Below are 15,002 nucleotides of genomic sequence, written 5' to 3' on the forward strand. Positions count from 1 at the left end.
GGACGTTCAGGCTTTTTTCTTGCGGTTGAGGAAGGCGTCGATGCGTTCCTTCACTTCACCGCTGCTCTGAGTGATGCCGGTAATCAGGGACTCGGTGTAGAGCCCGTCATCTGAAGCCATGTTTTCGATGCGGGAAATACCGGTGGCCATGGCCCAGTTGGAGAAGCGGGAGTTGGTGGCGATGGTGGCGGCCAGTTCCTTGGCCTTGGCCAGGGCTTCTCCCTTGGCTACCACGTAGTGTGCCAGGCCCAGACGTTCGCCCTGTTGCGCATCCAGGGTGCGGCCGGTCAGCATCATTTCGGTCATGCGGCTGGCGCCGATGACTCGGGCTACATTAACCGAGGCACCACCGCCGACAAAGATGCCGTGCCGACCTTCCGGCAGGCGGTAGAAGGTGCTCTCGTCGGAAACACGGACGTGGGCGCAGATCGCCAGCTCAAGGCCGCCACCGATGACAGCGCCGTGCAGGGCTGCGACTACAGGGATACCAGAGTTGCGGATATAACCGAAGACGCGGTGCCACATACGGGAATGTTCGACCACTTCAAACGGCTCGCGGGCGGTGTGTTCGGACAGGTCCAGACCGGAACAGAACTCGGGACCGTTACCTGACAACAGAATGACATCCAGCCCGGTGGGCAGATTGCGGAATACATCTTCGATCTCAAGGCAGAGCTGATCGTTGATAGCATTCTTTTTCTCGGGGCGGTTCAGGGTCAGGTGACCAATGCCTTCTTCGACGGAGAAGGTCAGGTAGCGATATGCATTCATGTGTTTGCCTCTTGTTGTTCCTCAACCGCCGGCGGCGACGGGAGCCGGCGCAGTATTTGATTAGAATAATAATAGTTGTATTATCAAACAAATATCAACACAAATAATTTTTGATTTTTATTTTCCGTTATCGGCGGGCATAAAAAGAGCGGCCTCAACCGCTCGGAGATTTACCCATCATCAGTCGTTAAGAGCGGTCAACGCTCGCTGACGCGCAGAACTACGGCCATACCCTGGTCGCCACCGGCACAGCCGGTAAACAGGCCATAGCCGCCGCCGAGCAGTACCAGTTCTTCGATCAGTTCGATAATGGCTCGCATGCCGGTCGGTCCCTGGGGATGGCCCCAGATCATCGAACATCCAAAGTTGTTCATCTGCATGACATCCACACCGGTGGCTCTAGCGAAGGCGACGTCGTTAACGGCAAAGGGGTTATGGGTCTTGATTGCCTTGATCTGGCTGTAATCCACCCTTGCAGCGGTCAGTGCGCGGGCAGCCGCATCGATCGGTGCCGCCGGCATGTGGGCCAAATCGGTTCGGGCTTGGCCAAAACCGCAAATGTTGATGCGAATGCCGGGGTCATTGCTCAATGCCTGTGCCTTGTCGGCTGTAGTGAGAATCATGGCGGCGTTGCCGTCGGCAGGGTGGGTCATGTTGCCGAAGGTGACCACACCTCCCTCATTAACCGGACTCAGCTTGGCCAATCCCTCTGTAGTGGTTGGAAAGACGCCTTCATCGCCGTTCAGGTTGCCCACTTCCTTGCGGAAGGACGAATTGGGGATAGTGAACGGCAAGGTCATGTAACGCTTCTGAAACGCCTGATCGTCTTTCAATGCGTCCTGATACTGTTCATAGCGGCGCAAAGCCACAGCGTCGAGTTCTTCACGGCTGATGCCAAACTGTTTGGCCACGTTTTCACCGGTCTGGATCATTGAGTGGCCAGCAATGGCATCGTGCTGCATGTTGTATGTGACCTGGTCTTCCGATTGGCCGTAGCCGCCGGGGCCAGTGGATGCCGGGTAATAGATGTGGGCACCGTTGGAGCAACGATCCGCCGTCATCAGCAGGGACGTGTCCGCCATGCCCAGGGCTATTTCCGAGGCGGTAGCGAACAGGCCGCGCACGCCGGTGGCGCATACCTGACTCAACAGATGGCCGGGCGTGTGTGTCGCACCCAGTTCGTACAGTGGCCAGGGGGCGCCGTAGAATGACTGGTACTGTGCATTGGTCATGCCCAACACTCCCGAATCGAACAGGGTCGGATCGATATCGCGTTGTGCCAGCTCTTTTTTTGCCACCCAGGCGGCGAACTTCATCGCGTGCAGATGCTGCAGGGACCCTTGCCACTTGGCGAACGGAGTTGACCAGTAGGCGCCGTAGGGAATTTCCACATTTTCAATGGACATGGCATTTCGCTCCTGTTGTCTTTATTCGGTTAGTGGGCGTCATTCATGATGGATGCAAGACCGCCCCAGCGCTCGCCAAACAGCGCGATCGGCATCTCTTTCAAGTCATCGGCAATCAGCGGGCGGAAATCCATGGCGGCCAGAACATCGCGCTCAAGATCCAGCCCCGGCGCGATTTCGGTCAAGGTGACGCCTTCGGCACGTAGTTCAAACACGGCACGCTCGGTGATGTAGATGACCGGTTGTTTGTTCTGGCGAGCGATGTCACCACTGAAAGTAATCTGGTCCACGGCCTCGACGAATTTTTTCGCCTTGCCTTCCTGCACAATGCGGATGCCGTTCTCGCTGAACTCATACTGGGCGCCGGCGGTAAGGGTGCCGCAGAAAACGACCTTTTTTGCGCTCTGAGTAATGTTGATAAAGCCACCTGGGCCGACGACTTTGGGACCGAACTTGCTGACGTTCAAATTGCCTTTGGTATCGGCCTGAGCCAGGCCCAGGAATGCGATATCCAGACCGCCGCCATCGTAGAAGTCGAACTGGGCGTGGTGCTCGATAATTGCGTCGGCGTTCCATGCAGCACCGAAATCGCCACCTGACGCAGGGATGCCGCCGTAGGTGCCCAGCTCTGTTGTCAGTGTGAACTGTTTTACGACACCCTCTTCAGCGGCAATTGATGCAACCCCGTCCGGTACACCTATACCCAGGTTAACCAGCGTATTGGGACGCAGCTCCATGGCGGCACGGCGGGCGATCAGCTTGCGCTCACTGAACGGCATGGGCGGGATAGCACCAAGAGGGACCCGGGTGTTGCCGGCCAATCCCGGGTTGTAAACGGTGGTAATGGTCTGTTTGTGATTTTCCGGTTCGGCAACCACCACATAATCCACCAGAGCGCCGGGAATCTTCACGTCTTTGGGGTGCAGCGAGTGCGCTTCGGCCAAGTATTTGACCTGAGCGATGACGATGCCACCGGTGTTGTGGGCTGCCTGCGCCATGGGCAGGGCTTCGCTGATCTGTGCTTCCTCTTCGATGGTCAGGTTGCCGTTTTCATCGGCAGTGGTGGCGCGTATGACGGCGACGTTGACCGGAAAGCTCTTGTAGAGCAGCCACTCCTCACCTTCGATCTCCAGCAGTTTGACCAGGTCTTCGGTAGTCTGCGGTGTGACTTTGCCACCGGAAATGCGAGGGTCGACGTAGGTGCCCATGCCCACCTTGGTGATAACGCCCGGTTTGTGGCCGGCAATTTGGCGCCAGAGCGTGGCCATTACCCCCTGCGGCAGCAGATAAGCCTCGATTTTATTGTCGGCCACCATTTGTGCCATTTTCGGAGCCTGGCCGGTATGGCCGGAGATCAAACGCTTGACCAGTCCTTCGTGGGCAAGGTGTGCCATGCCTGCGTCTTTGCCATCGCCGCAACCGCAATCATGCACCGGGGTGATGTTGCGCGGCGCACCGGTTTCCAGAAAACGCTTTTCCAGTGCCTGAGCGATCTGTTCGGCAAAATAGGACATGCCGATGGTTGTCCAGGCGACCGTATCGCCGTCCTTGATCAGCTCTGCAGCCTGATCGGCGCTAATCACTTTGCTCATCCGGGTGTTCCTCTTGATGTTCTGTCTTGTTGTTCTGGTGACGAGAATGGGAATCTTGGTTTTATACCTTCACAGTTTATATATTTAATTGTTTAAATATACAACAATATTTTCAGGCCTTATTGTTCCTCGATAGTGCGCGGCGTAGCTCAGGGTTCTTCTGGCAGGAAAAGGAGGAAAAGTTGATAGAGAACTATGTTGTTTCGTATAACTGTTGAGGGTATGCAATAGTCGTGCTAAAAAGCGCCGACAGATTCAGACGGGACAAGCACAGTGGCAGACAGTGACAACATCGATTTTGGTTCTCTTCACCAATTGACCGGCTACTGGCTGCGCCGTGCGCAGCTGAACGCATTCAAAAGTGTCAATGATTTCTTTGCCGAATTCGAGATTACACCGGGTTTGTTCGGCACTCTGGAAATTGTCGATCGCAACCCCGGTCTAACCCAGACGGCTGTCGCTATGGCGATGGGCAACGACCGTTCTGCAATGGTGGCGATTGTGGACAAGCTGGAAAAGCGCAACCTGATTCAACGTCGTCCCTCGGCGCGGGATCGTCGTTCCAATGCGCTCTATCTGACCCCCGAGGGCAAGGCGTTCCAGGCGCGAGTCCGTGAGCAGGCACTTGAACACAACGACAGTTTCTTTTCCGTTTTGACACCTGAAGAACACAGAACCCTGTTTGATCTGCTCAAGCGCATCGCCGTGATCGGTATCCAATCGGGCTGATCACCCATTCGAAGCCGGTGCAAAGCCGGTTTCTCTCTCAATCCTTCCTTCTCTTTTGCCTTTCTCCGTTGTCTGGCGACTGCGGGCGTTGTGTCGGCTGTGCTGCGTCTTGTTCGAGGCTGTTCGCGGCATGGTAGCGCCGCGCACATATCCCAAAACAAATTGGGAATAACATATGTTGTGTGATTAAACAGTTTATGAGATAAATATATAGCGTGGATCGAGGATGACCTGATCTCGCTCCGCCACACGTGTTGTGCAAACACATCAAAACAATAACAAGGTGCTGATATGCGTATAAAAACTCTTGCGACAGCGGTAACACTTTCTTTGGCCGGATTGACCCTTTCCTCTCACAGCTATTCAGCTGATGCTGAATACACATTCAAGCTGCATCACATGCTGCCGCCGATGGCCATGCCGCATACCGATTTCCTCGAGCCCTGGGCTGAAAAAATCGAACAGGAGTCCGAGGGGCGCATCGATATTGAAATCTATCCGGCCATGCAGCTTGGCGGCAAGCCGCCCCAGCTGTTCGATCAGGCTCGCAAGGGGATCGTCGACATTACTTGGACAGTGGGTGGTTACACACCGGGTCGTTTCCCCAAGGCGAAAGTGTTTGAACTGCCCTTCATGCCGGCATCCGCGAAGGCAACCAGCATGGCATTGCAGGCATATGCCGAGAGCGAGATGAGCGATGAGCTGGCCGATGTACATCTGCTTGCCATGCATACCCACGCACCCGGTTCACTGCATTCAAGAGAAAAGCCAATCCAAACATCGGCAGATCTTGATCGAACCAATTTCCGTTCGCCCAACAAGGTGATGGCTGATGCCTTTTCGCCCTACGGTACCAACAGTATCTTCATGCCGGTAACCCAGATGCCCAGTGCCGTTTCCAAGGGGGTGCTGGACATTGCCGTGTTGCCCTATGAGGTGGTGGCATCCATGAAAATCCATCAGCTGGTTAAACACCATACCGAGATTCCCGGGGAGCGCGGGCTGTATACCCAGTTCTTTGTGTTTGCGATGAACAAGGATGCCTATGCATCCCTGCCGCCGGACCTGCAGCAGGTGATCGACAACAACTCGGGGCTGGAGCTCGCGGGGCATATCGGCAGTCTGTTTGACAAACATGAGCTTCTTGCCAAGCAGCAGGCGGTCGAGCAGGGCAACAGCTTCCATGTTTTGTCCGAGCAGGAGCGTGATCACTGGGTAAACACCATGGCACCGGTGCATGATGTCTGGATCAAGGACATGACAGAGCGGGGCTACCTAGGTGAACATCTCTACAAGCGCGCCAAGGCGCTGATTCAGCAATACGCCGAGCAGGTCAATGGTGAATCATGAGTAATACGGTCATAGATCAATCGGACTATCGCACACCCGTCAGCAGAGGGCTGTCCTGGCTGTCACGCCAGTTCGCGTTGACGGGTGGGCTTATCATGCTGGCGCTGGCAACCATGACGGTTGTCAGCATTATTGGCCGCTCCACCATTGGTGTGGCGGTTGAAGGTGATTATGAGCTGGTTGAGCTGGGACTGGCCGCCGCCGTCTTCCTGTTTCTGCCCGAGTGTTACCTCAGGCAAGGGCACGTGGTGGTGGACCTGTTCACCGCCGCCTGTCGGTCATCAACTCTTCGTGTTCTGGAAATGATCAGCGACCTACTGTTCGCGCTTGTGTCCTTTGTGCTGGTGTGGCGGCTGTGGATCGCCGGTCTTGAATCCCGTGAATATTTCGAACAAACGATGATCCTCGGAATGCCGCTCTGGTGGGTATTCGTCGTGGGCGTCATCACCATGGCATTGACCGGGGTTTGCGCGATGAACAATCTGTATAGCTTCTTCTCCGGGAGAAAGACGCAATGAGTGATATTCAACTGGCCTTTGCAATGATGGCCCTGTTGCTGGTTCTGATGGGGTTCCGTATTCCGATTGCACTGTCGATGTTGGGCTGTGGCGCCTTCGGTTATACCCTGCTGGCGGGTTGGCCGGCGCTGCTGCAATATCTGGGTACAACGCCAGTATCCAAATTTTCCACCTATGATTTGTCGGTCGTTCCCCTGTTTCTGCTGATGGGGGAATTGGCAACCCGTGCGGGTATTACGGCCGAGCTATTCCGTACCTGCAATAAGTGGGTTGGTCATATGAAAGGTGGCTTGGCAATGGCGGCGGTTGCCGGTTGTGCTGCCTTTGGTGCCATCTGTGGCTCTTCCCTGGCAACCGCTTCAACCATGGGCAAGGTCGCGCTGCCCGAAATGAAACGTCTGAACTACGCGGGAGGCCTGTCAGCAGGCTCGCTGGCGGCCGGTGGGACCCTTGGCATACTGATTCCGCCGTCGATGGTTCTGATCATCTTTGCCGTCCTGACCGAACAGAACATTGCCAAGATGTTCATTGCGGCTTTTATTCCCGGCTTTATGGCCGCTTTTGGCTACTTGCTGGCGATTGCGATCTATGTGCGCCTGTTCCCCGACTCCGGACCGCGAGGCGAGAAAACCAGCTGGCGCGAAAAGATTCGATCCATGCGTGATGTCTGGCACATCTCGCTGATTTTTTTGATTGTGTTGGGTGGCATCTATCTGGGCTTCTTTACCCCGACGGAGGCAGCGGCTGTAGGGGTTTTCCTGACGGCTGTGCTGGCATATACGCACGGCAAAATGGGGCTGGCCCAGTTTCGAGACAGCCTGATCAAGACCGCAGTATCTTCGGCGATGATCTTCTTTATCGTGCTGGGTGCCGATCTGTTCAGTGTATTCATAGCGCTGTCCCACCTGCCTGCAGCGGGAGTCGAGCTGATCCAAAATTCCAGTCTTTCACCCTATGTCATTCTGATTCTGATGCTGCTGACCTATCTGGTACTCGGCTGTTTCCTGGATAGCTTGGCCATGATTCTGCTGACGATTCCAATCTATTATCCGATCGTAATGGCGATGGACTTCGGTCTGTCGCCACAGGACGCAGGCATTTGGTTCGGTATCCTGGCGCTGGTGGTTGTCGAAGTGGGTCTGATTACACCGCCGGTCGGCATGAATGTCTTTATTATCAAGTCTTTTGATCGCACTCTCCCTCTTAGTACCTGTTTCAAGGGTGTTATTCCCTTTTTAATCTCTGACGTGGTGCGTGTCGGGTTGCTGGTTGCTTTTCCGCCAATCACTTTGGCGTTGGTTCATCTATTAGCCTGAACTGCAAATTTAGGAGTGCCTGCGCACTCCTAATATTACGAAGTGACAAAGTGTAGTGGTTTAATGATTCCTGACCACCCTGATAGGTGATCCCCTTGGCATCCAATAGTTGTTCAATGAAAAGACAACGTTGTTCCTTTACCCCTGAGTTCAAGCTTGAAGCTGTCAGCCTCGTCCTCGATCAGGGGTATTCTATATCCGAAAAGCTTGTCGTGCGCTTGATGTGGGCGAAGCACCCCAGCAAAGCCATGATGCCAGAGCAGAAACGCATCCAGAATTAGAAGCTCAGGTCAAACGACCGGAATAAGAAGGACAGATTAAAAAGGATTCTGTGGATTCAAGCCCATCAAGATGATCTGTCAGGCGTTCTGCAAGTTACTACGACTATCGCCGCGGTAAATGCAGAATCAACCGACGGAGGCTGGAGCCGAAAATGCACGTGAATCGCGCTTTCAAGTTGAGTCGTAGTGGGCTGGGAAATTGTGGTGATATGCCTATATCTGGACAGGGGGCTGGCTATTCACACTCGCAACCATACATGCTTTTTCATGGGCAGAGTACCGGTGGCGCTGCACTCCGGTTATTCTGCCCTGGTACAGAGAAAATGCAGTTTTAATGGCAGCGCTGGCTGGGTTTGCTCATACGATCCTTAATCATCCTAACCTTCAATGGGTGTGCACTGCTCATTCAGAATCTGTACATGTTGGTAGACCTTTCGAGCAGGTAGGCCCTGTGATTCCAATGCGTCCAGGTACTTCTCGGTTACCCTTTGCAGGGCTGGCTGCCAAGCGCTTCGTAGCTCATCTGTTAACTCCACGATTTTACTCCCTTTGGCTTGAGCCTCGCTGCGTGACTGCTTGTCGAGATCATCGAACACGGCTGCCATATGCTGTGACCACTTTTCACCGGAGTGGGTATCGACCACAGTCTTGAGATCTACGGGCAGTTGCGAGTAGACATCTTTGTTCATGGTGACCACAAACGACAGGGAATACAGATTCAGCTCGGTATGGTGGCGGGTCAGCTCATTGAGGCGGAACACTTTGGCACCATCCCAGGAAATGGCTACACCATCGATAACGTTACGCTGTAGAGACTGATAAATTTCCGGTGCAGGCATGCCTGCGGACTGGGCCCCCAGCTCTTCGAACAGTTCACCGATCAGCGTGGTGGGGCGGCGAATGCGCATGCCCGCAAGGTCTTCGGGCTTTTTGACCTCTTGCTTGCGTGTATGCAGGTGGCCGGGACCGTTGGTGTAAACAAAGAGTACATGGGTATCGGAGTACTCGTCAGCCAGTGCGCCCTGATCATACAGTTTTTGCAGTATACAGGATCCCTGGGCACTGGTTTCGACTATGCCCGGAAGCTCAATCACTTGGGTCAGCGGAAAACGATTGGCGGTATAGCCTTGTACCGTGGCCGTCACATCCGCGATACGCCCAATGACGGCGTCATAGGATTTAGCGGCTTTGGCCAGTGTCTGTGAGGGGAAAAGCTGAACCTCGATGCGGCCATCGGAGGCCTGATTCAGCGACTGGCTCCATTCCTCCAGTCCGTTATGGATGGCCGATCCGGCTGGCCAGGGGTGGGCGAATCTCAATGTCACGTCGGCAGCCTGGACGCTGAATGAAGCGATCATGGCGGTGGCGGAGGCGATGCCTGCCCAGTGTTTCAGTTTCATAGGTGGCTAGTCCTGTTATTGTTATCGTCGGGTTAAAAGAGCGACCGGTGCTCAGATATGAAATGTTCAGATATCCAGTACCAGTCGGTTGCTCTTTGCGCGCGAACAACAGAGCGCAAATTCGTCATTGGATGCATGCTCTTCCACGGTCATGTAGAGGTCCCGGTGTTCGGGTTCACCCTCCAGCAGACGAGTGGAGCAGGAGCCGCACACACCTTCTTCACAGGCAAAAGGTACATCGATATCGCATTCCAGCAGTACCTGCAGGGCAGTGCGGTCAGCCGGTACCGTCAGCACTTCTCCACTGCTGGCAAGCTGAATTTCGAATGCGGTGTCAGCTTCGTGGCTGATTGGATCGGCAGCGAAATATTCACGATGGAGCCTGGCGTCCGGCCAGCCATTGGCGCGTGCGCGCTGCAGAATATGTTCCATAAACGGGTTTGGGCCGCACACGTACAGATGGGTTTCGCTGTCTGGATTGCTTAACAGAGTGTCGGCATCCAGCCGTCCGCCATCGTCTTCCCGGCTGAAATGGAAGTGAACGCGGTCGGCAAATCGGGACTGCAGGATGCGTTCCCGAAACGCGGTTTCCTCAGCCGTGCGGGAGCTGTAGTGCAGTTCAAAAGGGCTGTCCATATGCGCCAGGCGCTCCGCCATGCAAAGGATAGGCGTTATGCCAATGCCGCCGGCAATCAGCAGATGGCGACCTGCTTCATGCTCCAGTGGAAACAGGTTACGTGGCTCACTGATGCGAATGCTGTCACCCGTCTGGAGCTGGTTGTGAACGGCAATGGATCCGCCCCTGGATTCGGGGTCACGCAGCACGGCTATCTCATAGCGGTCGCTTTCTCCCGGATGGTTGCACAGGGAGTACTGGCGTACCAAACCGCCAGGCAGATGCAGATCAATATGGGCCCCTGCACTGAAGGCCGGCAGCGGACGCTTGTCACTGCGGCCCAGTTCCAGCAGACAGATGTCGGCTGTTTCATTGGTTTTGCTTAGGATTTGCACATCGATCACGGCATGCTCTCCTGTGTTGTTGGGTGAGACGAAAGCCTGGCTTCATTGTTATTGTTGATCAGGCGCTGACACTGGCAATGCGGTTGCTGTTCTCCTCCTGCTCTTCAGCCAACACTCGATCGATGATGCGCCGTGCCTGAACTCCACCGGCATCGATATCAAGCTTCAACAGTTTGTAGTGAGGAAACTCGATCAGATTTCGCTGCTGGCGCTCCAGCATTTCCAGGTCTTCGGCAAAGATTGCACCTTGGCCTTCACGGATGGCATCGGTCAGCGCAGCGTCCTCGGGCTTGAAATTCCGTGCCATGCCCCAGAAATACCAGTGGCTGGTTTCGGTCTCGGGTGTGATGAAGTCAACGACGATGCTGTTGGCTCGTTTGTCCTCGGGCGCGTCAATACCGCCATTGCCGGCAAGCGCAACGCCAACATCGATCATAACGTGGCTTGGCGGGTTGAAGCGGCAGATCTGCCAGCGGTCCACCGGCTGATCGTTCGGCAGGCCCTTGGTGCGCAGGTTGGCCTGCCAAAAAGGTGGGGCGATGACATTGTCCATGAAACGGCTGGTCTGTACTTCGCCGTCGACAACTCGGGTCTTGACTGTCGCTTCGTCGATCTCTTTCTGGCCGATGCTGCTAGTATGCACATAGGTCTCATGGGTCAGATCCATGAGATTGTCTATCATCAGGCGGTAGTCACAGTTGATGTGGTAAAGGCCACCGCCATAGGCCCATTCATCGCTGACGGCCCATTCCAGATGCGGGATGTCATCGCTGTTCGCCTTGGTTGGATCGCCGGGCCATACCCAAATGAAGCCATAACGCTCTTCAACGGGATAGCTTTTTACGCAGGGGAAGCCTCCGACACGCTGTTTGGGCATGGAGCGGGTCTTGCCGTCGCGGCCCATTTTCAGGCCGTGATAGCCGCAGACCAAGTGACCATCCTCGACATAACCCAGAGACAGGGGGGCGCCACGGTGAGGGCAGTAGTCTTCGACGGCGGCAACCTTGCCTTCGGCATCACGATAAAAGGCCATGCGCTCGCCGCAGATCATGCGGCCCAGGGGGTTTTCGGCAAACTCTTCGGGTGTGCAGGCAACATACCAGCAGTTTTTCGGGAACATGGTTGGGCTCCTGGCGTGGATTGTTTTAGTTATGGATCCAATATGTGGGAAATATTGCCCCAACACCGGCTTATAGATCAATATTGGATCCATTTGTATTATTAATAAATATTGGATTTTTAATATATTATTACTATAATTGATTTTATTTTTTTCTTAACCATTTGATTATTATGAGTTTTATTTTTTGTGTTCTTTTATAAGCCCTCCTGTTTGCGTGCTCCCTCCCTTATTTAGCAATTGAATTGGATCCAGTTTGGTAGACTAAGCCTAAGTATTGAGGCGTTTCAGTTGTGAGGGCGAAGATGAGCAAAGCGGGACAGAAAGTTCTGAGTTCATTGCGACAAATGATCATTTCGGGTGAGCTCAAGGCCGGAGAACGAGTTGCCGAGATTCCCACCGCAGAGCGGTTGGGGGTATCGCGGACTCCGGTACGCATCGCTTTCCGGGCACTGGAACAAGAAGGTCTGCTGATCAAGCTGGAACGACGAGGCTATCGAGTACGTAAAGTGTCGCCGGACGAGGTGAGTGGTGCGATAGAGGTGCGAGGAGTGTTGGAAGGGCTGGCAGCACGTCTGCTCGCTGAGCGGGGGCTCAGCCTCGCGCAGCGCGAGGCCCTGCTTGAATGTCTGGTGCAGGGTGACGAGCTATTCGATAAGGGCTATGTGACGGAGGAAGATCTTGAGCTCTATCATGACCTCAATCACCGTTTTCATCGCATCATTATTGATGCCAGCCACAATCCAGCTATAACGGTGGCGCTTCAGCGCAACGAGCATTTGCCGTTCGCTTCGGTCAGCTCACTGGCTATCGATCGTAATAACCTCAAGGGTGAATATAGACGCTTCAGTTTTGCTCATATGCAGCATCATGCTGTCTTCGATGCGATCGATCGGGGACAGGGTGCCAGGGCAGAGGCGATCATGCGAGAGCATGCCAATGCTACCCTGCGTTATGCTGACCTTTTTGCGTCACAGAGTGAAGACGACCTCCAGCTTCGGTTAATCGGTTTGGTGATCGAGTAACATGTGTATGCCACGGCAGGTTCAGGCACTCCCTCGTGCGGGGTATCAATAACCAGTTGATATCCGGTTTGGTATACTGCAGCTCTTCGGTAACCGATATGATTTTTGATAGCAGTTAAGGGCTGATGGAGACGTGATGATATGACTGATGACAAGGTGAGTGCAGCAGAAAACGAGCAGATCAACTTTGGCGTCTTGGACTGTTTGTTGGGTTACAAGTTGAGAAGGGCGCAGATGGTGTTCTTCGACAGCTTTTCAGCAGCCTGTAGCGACCTTGGCATAAGTCCAGGCCTGTTCGGAGTGTTAGTGGTCGTAAAGGAAAACCCCGGGTTGACTCAAACAGCGGTAGCCAAGGCTCTGGGCAACGATCGCTCCGCCATGGTGGCGGTAGTAGATAGGCTTGAGTCCATGGAACTCATTGAGCGTCGGCCTTCAAAAAAGGACCGCCGTTCCTACGCCCTGTATATGACACCACACGGTAACACCTTCTTCAATGGACTGCTTGAACGAGTACGTGCGCATGAAGATGAGCTTTGCCAATACCTCGAGTCAGGTGAAAAAAAGCAATTACTCGACATGCTTGATCGCTTTCCTCGCTGATAGCATTTCACCGACGGGGTCGGTGTGCTGCAATCGTTAGCTGATCTTGACCACTACCCCACTCCTCCTTTCTAAAAAATTGATAACAATATCTATTGTTTAAATTTGAAACTATTTCTGCCTAAATTATTATCGAGGTGTTAGCTGGCATGTACTCACATGCATGCCAACGTATGATTCATCACCTTAAAAAGGATAATAATAATGAAACACCTTGGCAGAACCCTGTTGTACGGTACAGTGGGAGTGTTTTTCTCTGTATCTGCACTTGCCGCTGAAACCACGCTACGCGTTGCTACATGGCTACCACCTACCAACCCTCAGAATGAGACTGTTTGGCCTACCTGGGCCAAGTGGGTTGAAGAGGCCACTGAAGGGCGTGTAAACGTAATTATTGAAGACTATAACGGTCACCCGAGAACCTTGTTTACGGCTGTGGAAGATGGTGTCGTAGATGCCGCTTTTAGCGTCAATGCCTATTTGTCAGGACGTTTTATGCTGCCAGGCATCGCTGAGATTCCCGGTGAGGTTGCAGATGCTGAGTCAGGTTCTGTTGCTCTGTGGCGTGTTTACGAGGAGTATTTTGAGCCTGCTAATGAGTATGAGGGGCTGCATGTCCTTGGCATGTTCGTGCATGGACCGGGTCAACTGCATACGCGGTTTCCTGTGACGTCCATGAGTGATCTCAAAAGTAAAAAAATGCGTGTTGGCGGTGGGCTTGTCAATGCTCTTGCCGAACGTATGGAAGTCTCGCCAGTGAGTGCGCCGGCCCCTAAATCCTATGAAATGATGCAGCAAGGGGTAGTGGATGGCACTTTCTTACCTCCATTAGATCAAAAATTTCTGAGAATTCATGAGGTTAGTTCGCAGCTTACGCTTTTCCCCAAAGGTCTTTATACAACGGCGTTTACCATTTTCATGAATCCGGACGTCTTTGCTCAACTGAGCGCGGAAGACAGAGACGCAATCATGGAAGTATCCGGTGAAAAACTGTCCAGGCTGGCAGGTGCCGCTTGGGGAGCCGCTGATGAAGATGGAATTGCTGAAGCCACCAAAAACAATGTGAATATAGTGAGGGTAGGTGAGAATGACCCGCTGGCACAGGAGCTGAACAAGCTTAGCCGTGGACTTGATCAAAAGTGGATGGAGTCTGTTACTGAACGTAAGGTGGATGCAGCAGCTGCGTTGCAACGCTTTCGCGCAATTGTAGCCGAAGAACAAAAGTAAATCGTTGTTTTTATTCAACACAGCCATTACACAGGTTGTGTTGAATGCTCTTCTAGAGACTCAAAATATGATACTTCCAAGCTTTGAACATTTTGCATCCCTCAAAGTAACAGTAGACGATCCTTTGGAGGTTGGAGTGACTCAGGCAGGCGTGCGGCGTGTCATTCCAATTACCGGGGGAGAAGTCGTCGGTAATGGCTGGAGAGGGCAGGTATTGTCGGGTGGTGCGGATTATCAGCTTATTGTCAGTCCACGTATGGCCGAGCTTGATGCTCGATATGTGTTGGAAACCGAAAGTGGCGACAGAATCTATGTTGTTAACCGGGCTATCCGGGTGGCTGAGCCTGAAATGACTCGCAAACTCATGCGAGGAGAGCCGGTTGATCCTGATCTCATCTATTTCCGCTGTACACCCAGATTTGAAACTGAGTCTGAGAGTTTTAAATGGATTACTGAAAGTCTGTTTATTGGTACAGGGGTACGTAATCCCGATTCGGTTGAGCTGCATTTTTACCGAATATCGTAAGCTTTCTTCCCCTCTCTACTCGCCTGCGCTTTTATGCGATAATTCACCTCTTTGGTAGTATCCCCTGCCGACTGTATCGACGGTCGGCCCGCCATACCCATTCAAGATCAATCGAGTAGAT

14 protein-coding genes are annotated in these 15,002 nt (G+C 53.5%); 8 read left to right on the forward strand and 6 right to left on the reverse strand.

All coding sequences use genetic code 11. From position 1 onward, the window contains the following. Window positions 1–6 precede the first annotated feature (6 nt). The 3 genes from ACAM29_RS18880 to ACAM29_RS18890 form a co-directional block, all read right to left on the reverse strand. Window positions 7–771, reverse strand: a complete 765-nt coding sequence (locus ACAM29_RS18880) for a crotonase/enoyl-CoA hydratase family protein (protein WP_369625069.1) — start codon at window positions 769–771, stop codon at window positions 7–9. Between the two features lie 197 nt (window positions 772–968). Beyond that, on the reverse strand, window positions 969–2,177 hold the full coding sequence (locus ACAM29_RS18885; protein ID WP_369625070.1) for a thiolase family protein: 1,209 nt from the start codon (window positions 2,175–2,177) through the stop codon (window positions 969–971). A gap of 29 nt (window positions 2,178–2,206) precedes the next feature. Then, on the reverse strand, window positions 2,207–3,769 hold the full coding sequence (locus ACAM29_RS18890) for an acyl CoA:acetate/3-ketoacid CoA transferase (RefSeq protein WP_369625071.1): 1,563 nt from the start codon (window positions 3,767–3,769) through the stop codon (window positions 2,207–2,209). A 273-nt stretch (window positions 3,770–4,042) separates the two neighbouring features. On the opposite strand from ACAM29_RS18890, the gene ACAM29_RS18895 reads away from it, so the two are divergent. The 4 genes from ACAM29_RS18895 (at window position 4,043) to ACAM29_RS18910 (ending at window position 7,682) form a co-directional block, all read left to right on the forward strand. Then, a complete protein-coding gene (locus tag ACAM29_RS18895) occupies window positions 4,043–4,498 on the forward strand; it encodes a MarR family winged helix-turn-helix transcriptional regulator (protein WP_369625072.1) in 456 nt (151 codons plus the stop codon). A gap of 291 nt (window positions 4,499–4,789) precedes the next feature. Beyond that, window positions 4,790–5,848 (forward strand): TRAP transporter substrate-binding protein, encoded by a 1,059-nt coding sequence (locus ACAM29_RS18900; protein WP_369625073.1) that lies wholly within the window; start codon window positions 4,790–4,792, stop codon window positions 5,846–5,848. Further along, window positions 5,845–6,366 (forward strand): TRAP transporter small permease, encoded by a 522-nt coding sequence (locus ACAM29_RS18905; RefSeq protein WP_369625074.1) that lies wholly within the window; start codon window positions 5,845–5,847, stop codon window positions 6,364–6,366. Before ACAM29_RS18900 ends, ACAM29_RS18905 begins: the two co-directional genes overlap by 4 nt. Then, window positions 6,363–7,682, forward strand: coding sequence for a TRAP transporter large permease (locus tag ACAM29_RS18910; protein ID WP_369625075.1), 1,320 nt, complete (start codon window positions 6,363–6,365; stop codon window positions 7,680–7,682). The genes ACAM29_RS18905 and ACAM29_RS18910 overlap by 4 nt, the downstream gene beginning before the upstream one ends. A 658-nt stretch (window positions 7,683–8,340) precedes the next feature. Here the strand turns inward: ACAM29_RS18910 and ACAM29_RS18915 are convergent. The 3 genes from ACAM29_RS18915 to ACAM29_RS18925 all read right to left on the reverse strand — a co-directional run bounded on the left by ACAM29_RS18915 (window position 8,341) and on the right by ACAM29_RS18925 (window position 11,503). Continuing rightward, a complete protein-coding gene (locus tag ACAM29_RS18915) occupies window positions 8,341–9,363 on the reverse strand; it encodes a TRAP transporter substrate-binding protein (RefSeq protein WP_369625076.1) in 1,023 nt (340 codons plus the stop codon). A 66-nt stretch (window positions 9,364–9,429) separates the two neighbouring features. After that, window positions 9,430–10,383: a 2Fe-2S iron-sulfur cluster-binding protein gene (locus tag ACAM29_RS18920; RefSeq protein ID WP_369625077.1), complete on the reverse strand. Its 954-nt coding sequence runs from the start codon at window positions 10,381–10,383 to the stop codon at window positions 9,430–9,432. A gap of 58 nt (window positions 10,384–10,441) precedes the next feature. Continuing rightward, on the reverse strand, window positions 10,442–11,503 hold the full coding sequence (locus tag ACAM29_RS18925; RefSeq protein WP_369625078.1) for a Rieske 2Fe-2S domain-containing protein: 1,062 nt from the start codon (window positions 11,501–11,503) through the stop codon (window positions 10,442–10,444). A 305-nt stretch (window positions 11,504–11,808) separates the two neighbouring features. Between ACAM29_RS18925 and ACAM29_RS18930 the strand changes: the two genes are divergently transcribed. From ACAM29_RS18930 to ACAM29_RS18945, 4 genes are all read left to right on the forward strand, one after another. Beyond that, window positions 11,809–12,528, forward strand: a complete 720-nt coding sequence (locus ACAM29_RS18930) for a GntR family transcriptional regulator (protein WP_369625079.1) — start codon at window positions 11,809–11,811, stop codon at window positions 12,526–12,528. 141 nt (window positions 12,529–12,669) lie between these two features. After that, a complete protein-coding gene (locus ACAM29_RS18935) occupies window positions 12,670–13,128 on the forward strand; it encodes a MarR family winged helix-turn-helix transcriptional regulator (RefSeq protein WP_369625080.1) in 459 nt (152 codons plus the stop codon). Between the two features lie 204 nt (window positions 13,129–13,332). Beyond that, a complete protein-coding gene (locus ACAM29_RS18940) occupies window positions 13,333–14,355 on the forward strand; it encodes a TRAP transporter substrate-binding protein (protein ID WP_369625081.1) in 1,023 nt (340 codons plus the stop codon). Window positions 14,356–14,422: 67 nt separating this feature from the next. Continuing rightward, entirely contained in the window at window positions 14,423–14,881 is a 459-nt protein-coding gene (locus tag ACAM29_RS18945) for a DUF3237 domain-containing protein (RefSeq protein ID WP_369625082.1), read from the forward strand. The last annotated feature ends 121 nt before the right edge of the window (window positions 14,882–15,002 follow it).

The organism is Marinobacterium sp. BA1 (assembly GCF_041155135.1).
Classification (GTDB): Bacteria; Pseudomonadota; Gammaproteobacteria; order Pseudomonadales; family Balneatricaceae; genus Marinobacterium; species Marinobacterium iners.

What these genes read in the sequence shown, in the direction of transcription:
- ACAM29_RS18945 (WP_369625082.1), top strand. Translation starts at nt 14,423, where the DNA reads ATGATACTTCCAAGCTTTGAACATTTTGCATCCCTCAAAGTAACAGTA.
- ACAM29_RS18925 (WP_369625078.1), bottom strand. Translation starts at nt 11,503, where the DNA reads ATGTTCCCGAAAAACTGCTGGTATGTTGCCTGCACACCCGAAGAGTTT.
- ACAM29_RS18910 (WP_369625075.1), top strand. Translation starts at nt 6,363, where the DNA reads ATGAGTGATATTCAACTGGCCTTTGCAATGATGGCCCTGTTGCTGGTT.
- ACAM29_RS18930 (WP_369625079.1), top strand. Translation starts at nt 11,809, where the DNA reads ATGAGCAAAGCGGGACAGAAAGTTCTGAGTTCATTGCGACAAATGATC.
- ACAM29_RS18915 (WP_369625076.1), bottom strand. Translation starts at nt 9,363, where the DNA reads ATGAAACTGAAACACTGGGCAGGCATCGCCTCCGCCACCGCCATGATC.
- ACAM29_RS18935 (WP_369625080.1), top strand. Translation starts at nt 12,670, where the DNA reads ATGACTGATGACAAGGTGAGTGCAGCAGAAAACGAGCAGATCAACTTT.
- ACAM29_RS18900 (WP_369625073.1), top strand. Translation starts at nt 4,790, where the DNA reads ATGCGTATAAAAACTCTTGCGACAGCGGTAACACTTTCTTTGGCCGGA.
- ACAM29_RS18940 (WP_369625081.1), top strand. Translation starts at nt 13,333, where the DNA reads ATGAAACACCTTGGCAGAACCCTGTTGTACGGTACAGTGGGAGTGTTT.
- ACAM29_RS18880 (WP_369625069.1), bottom strand. Translation starts at nt 771, where the DNA reads ATGAATGCATATCGCTACCTGACCTTCTCCGTCGAAGAAGGCATTGGT.
- ACAM29_RS18890 (WP_369625071.1), bottom strand. Translation starts at nt 3,769, where the DNA reads ATGAGCAAAGTGATTAGCGCCGATCAGGCTGCAGAGCTGATCAAGGAC.
- ACAM29_RS18905 (WP_369625074.1), top strand. Translation starts at nt 5,845, where the DNA reads ATGAGTAATACGGTCATAGATCAATCGGACTATCGCACACCCGTCAGC.
- ACAM29_RS18885 (WP_369625070.1), bottom strand. Translation starts at nt 2,177, where the DNA reads ATGTCCATTGAAAATGTGGAAATTCCCTACGGCGCCTACTGGTCAACT.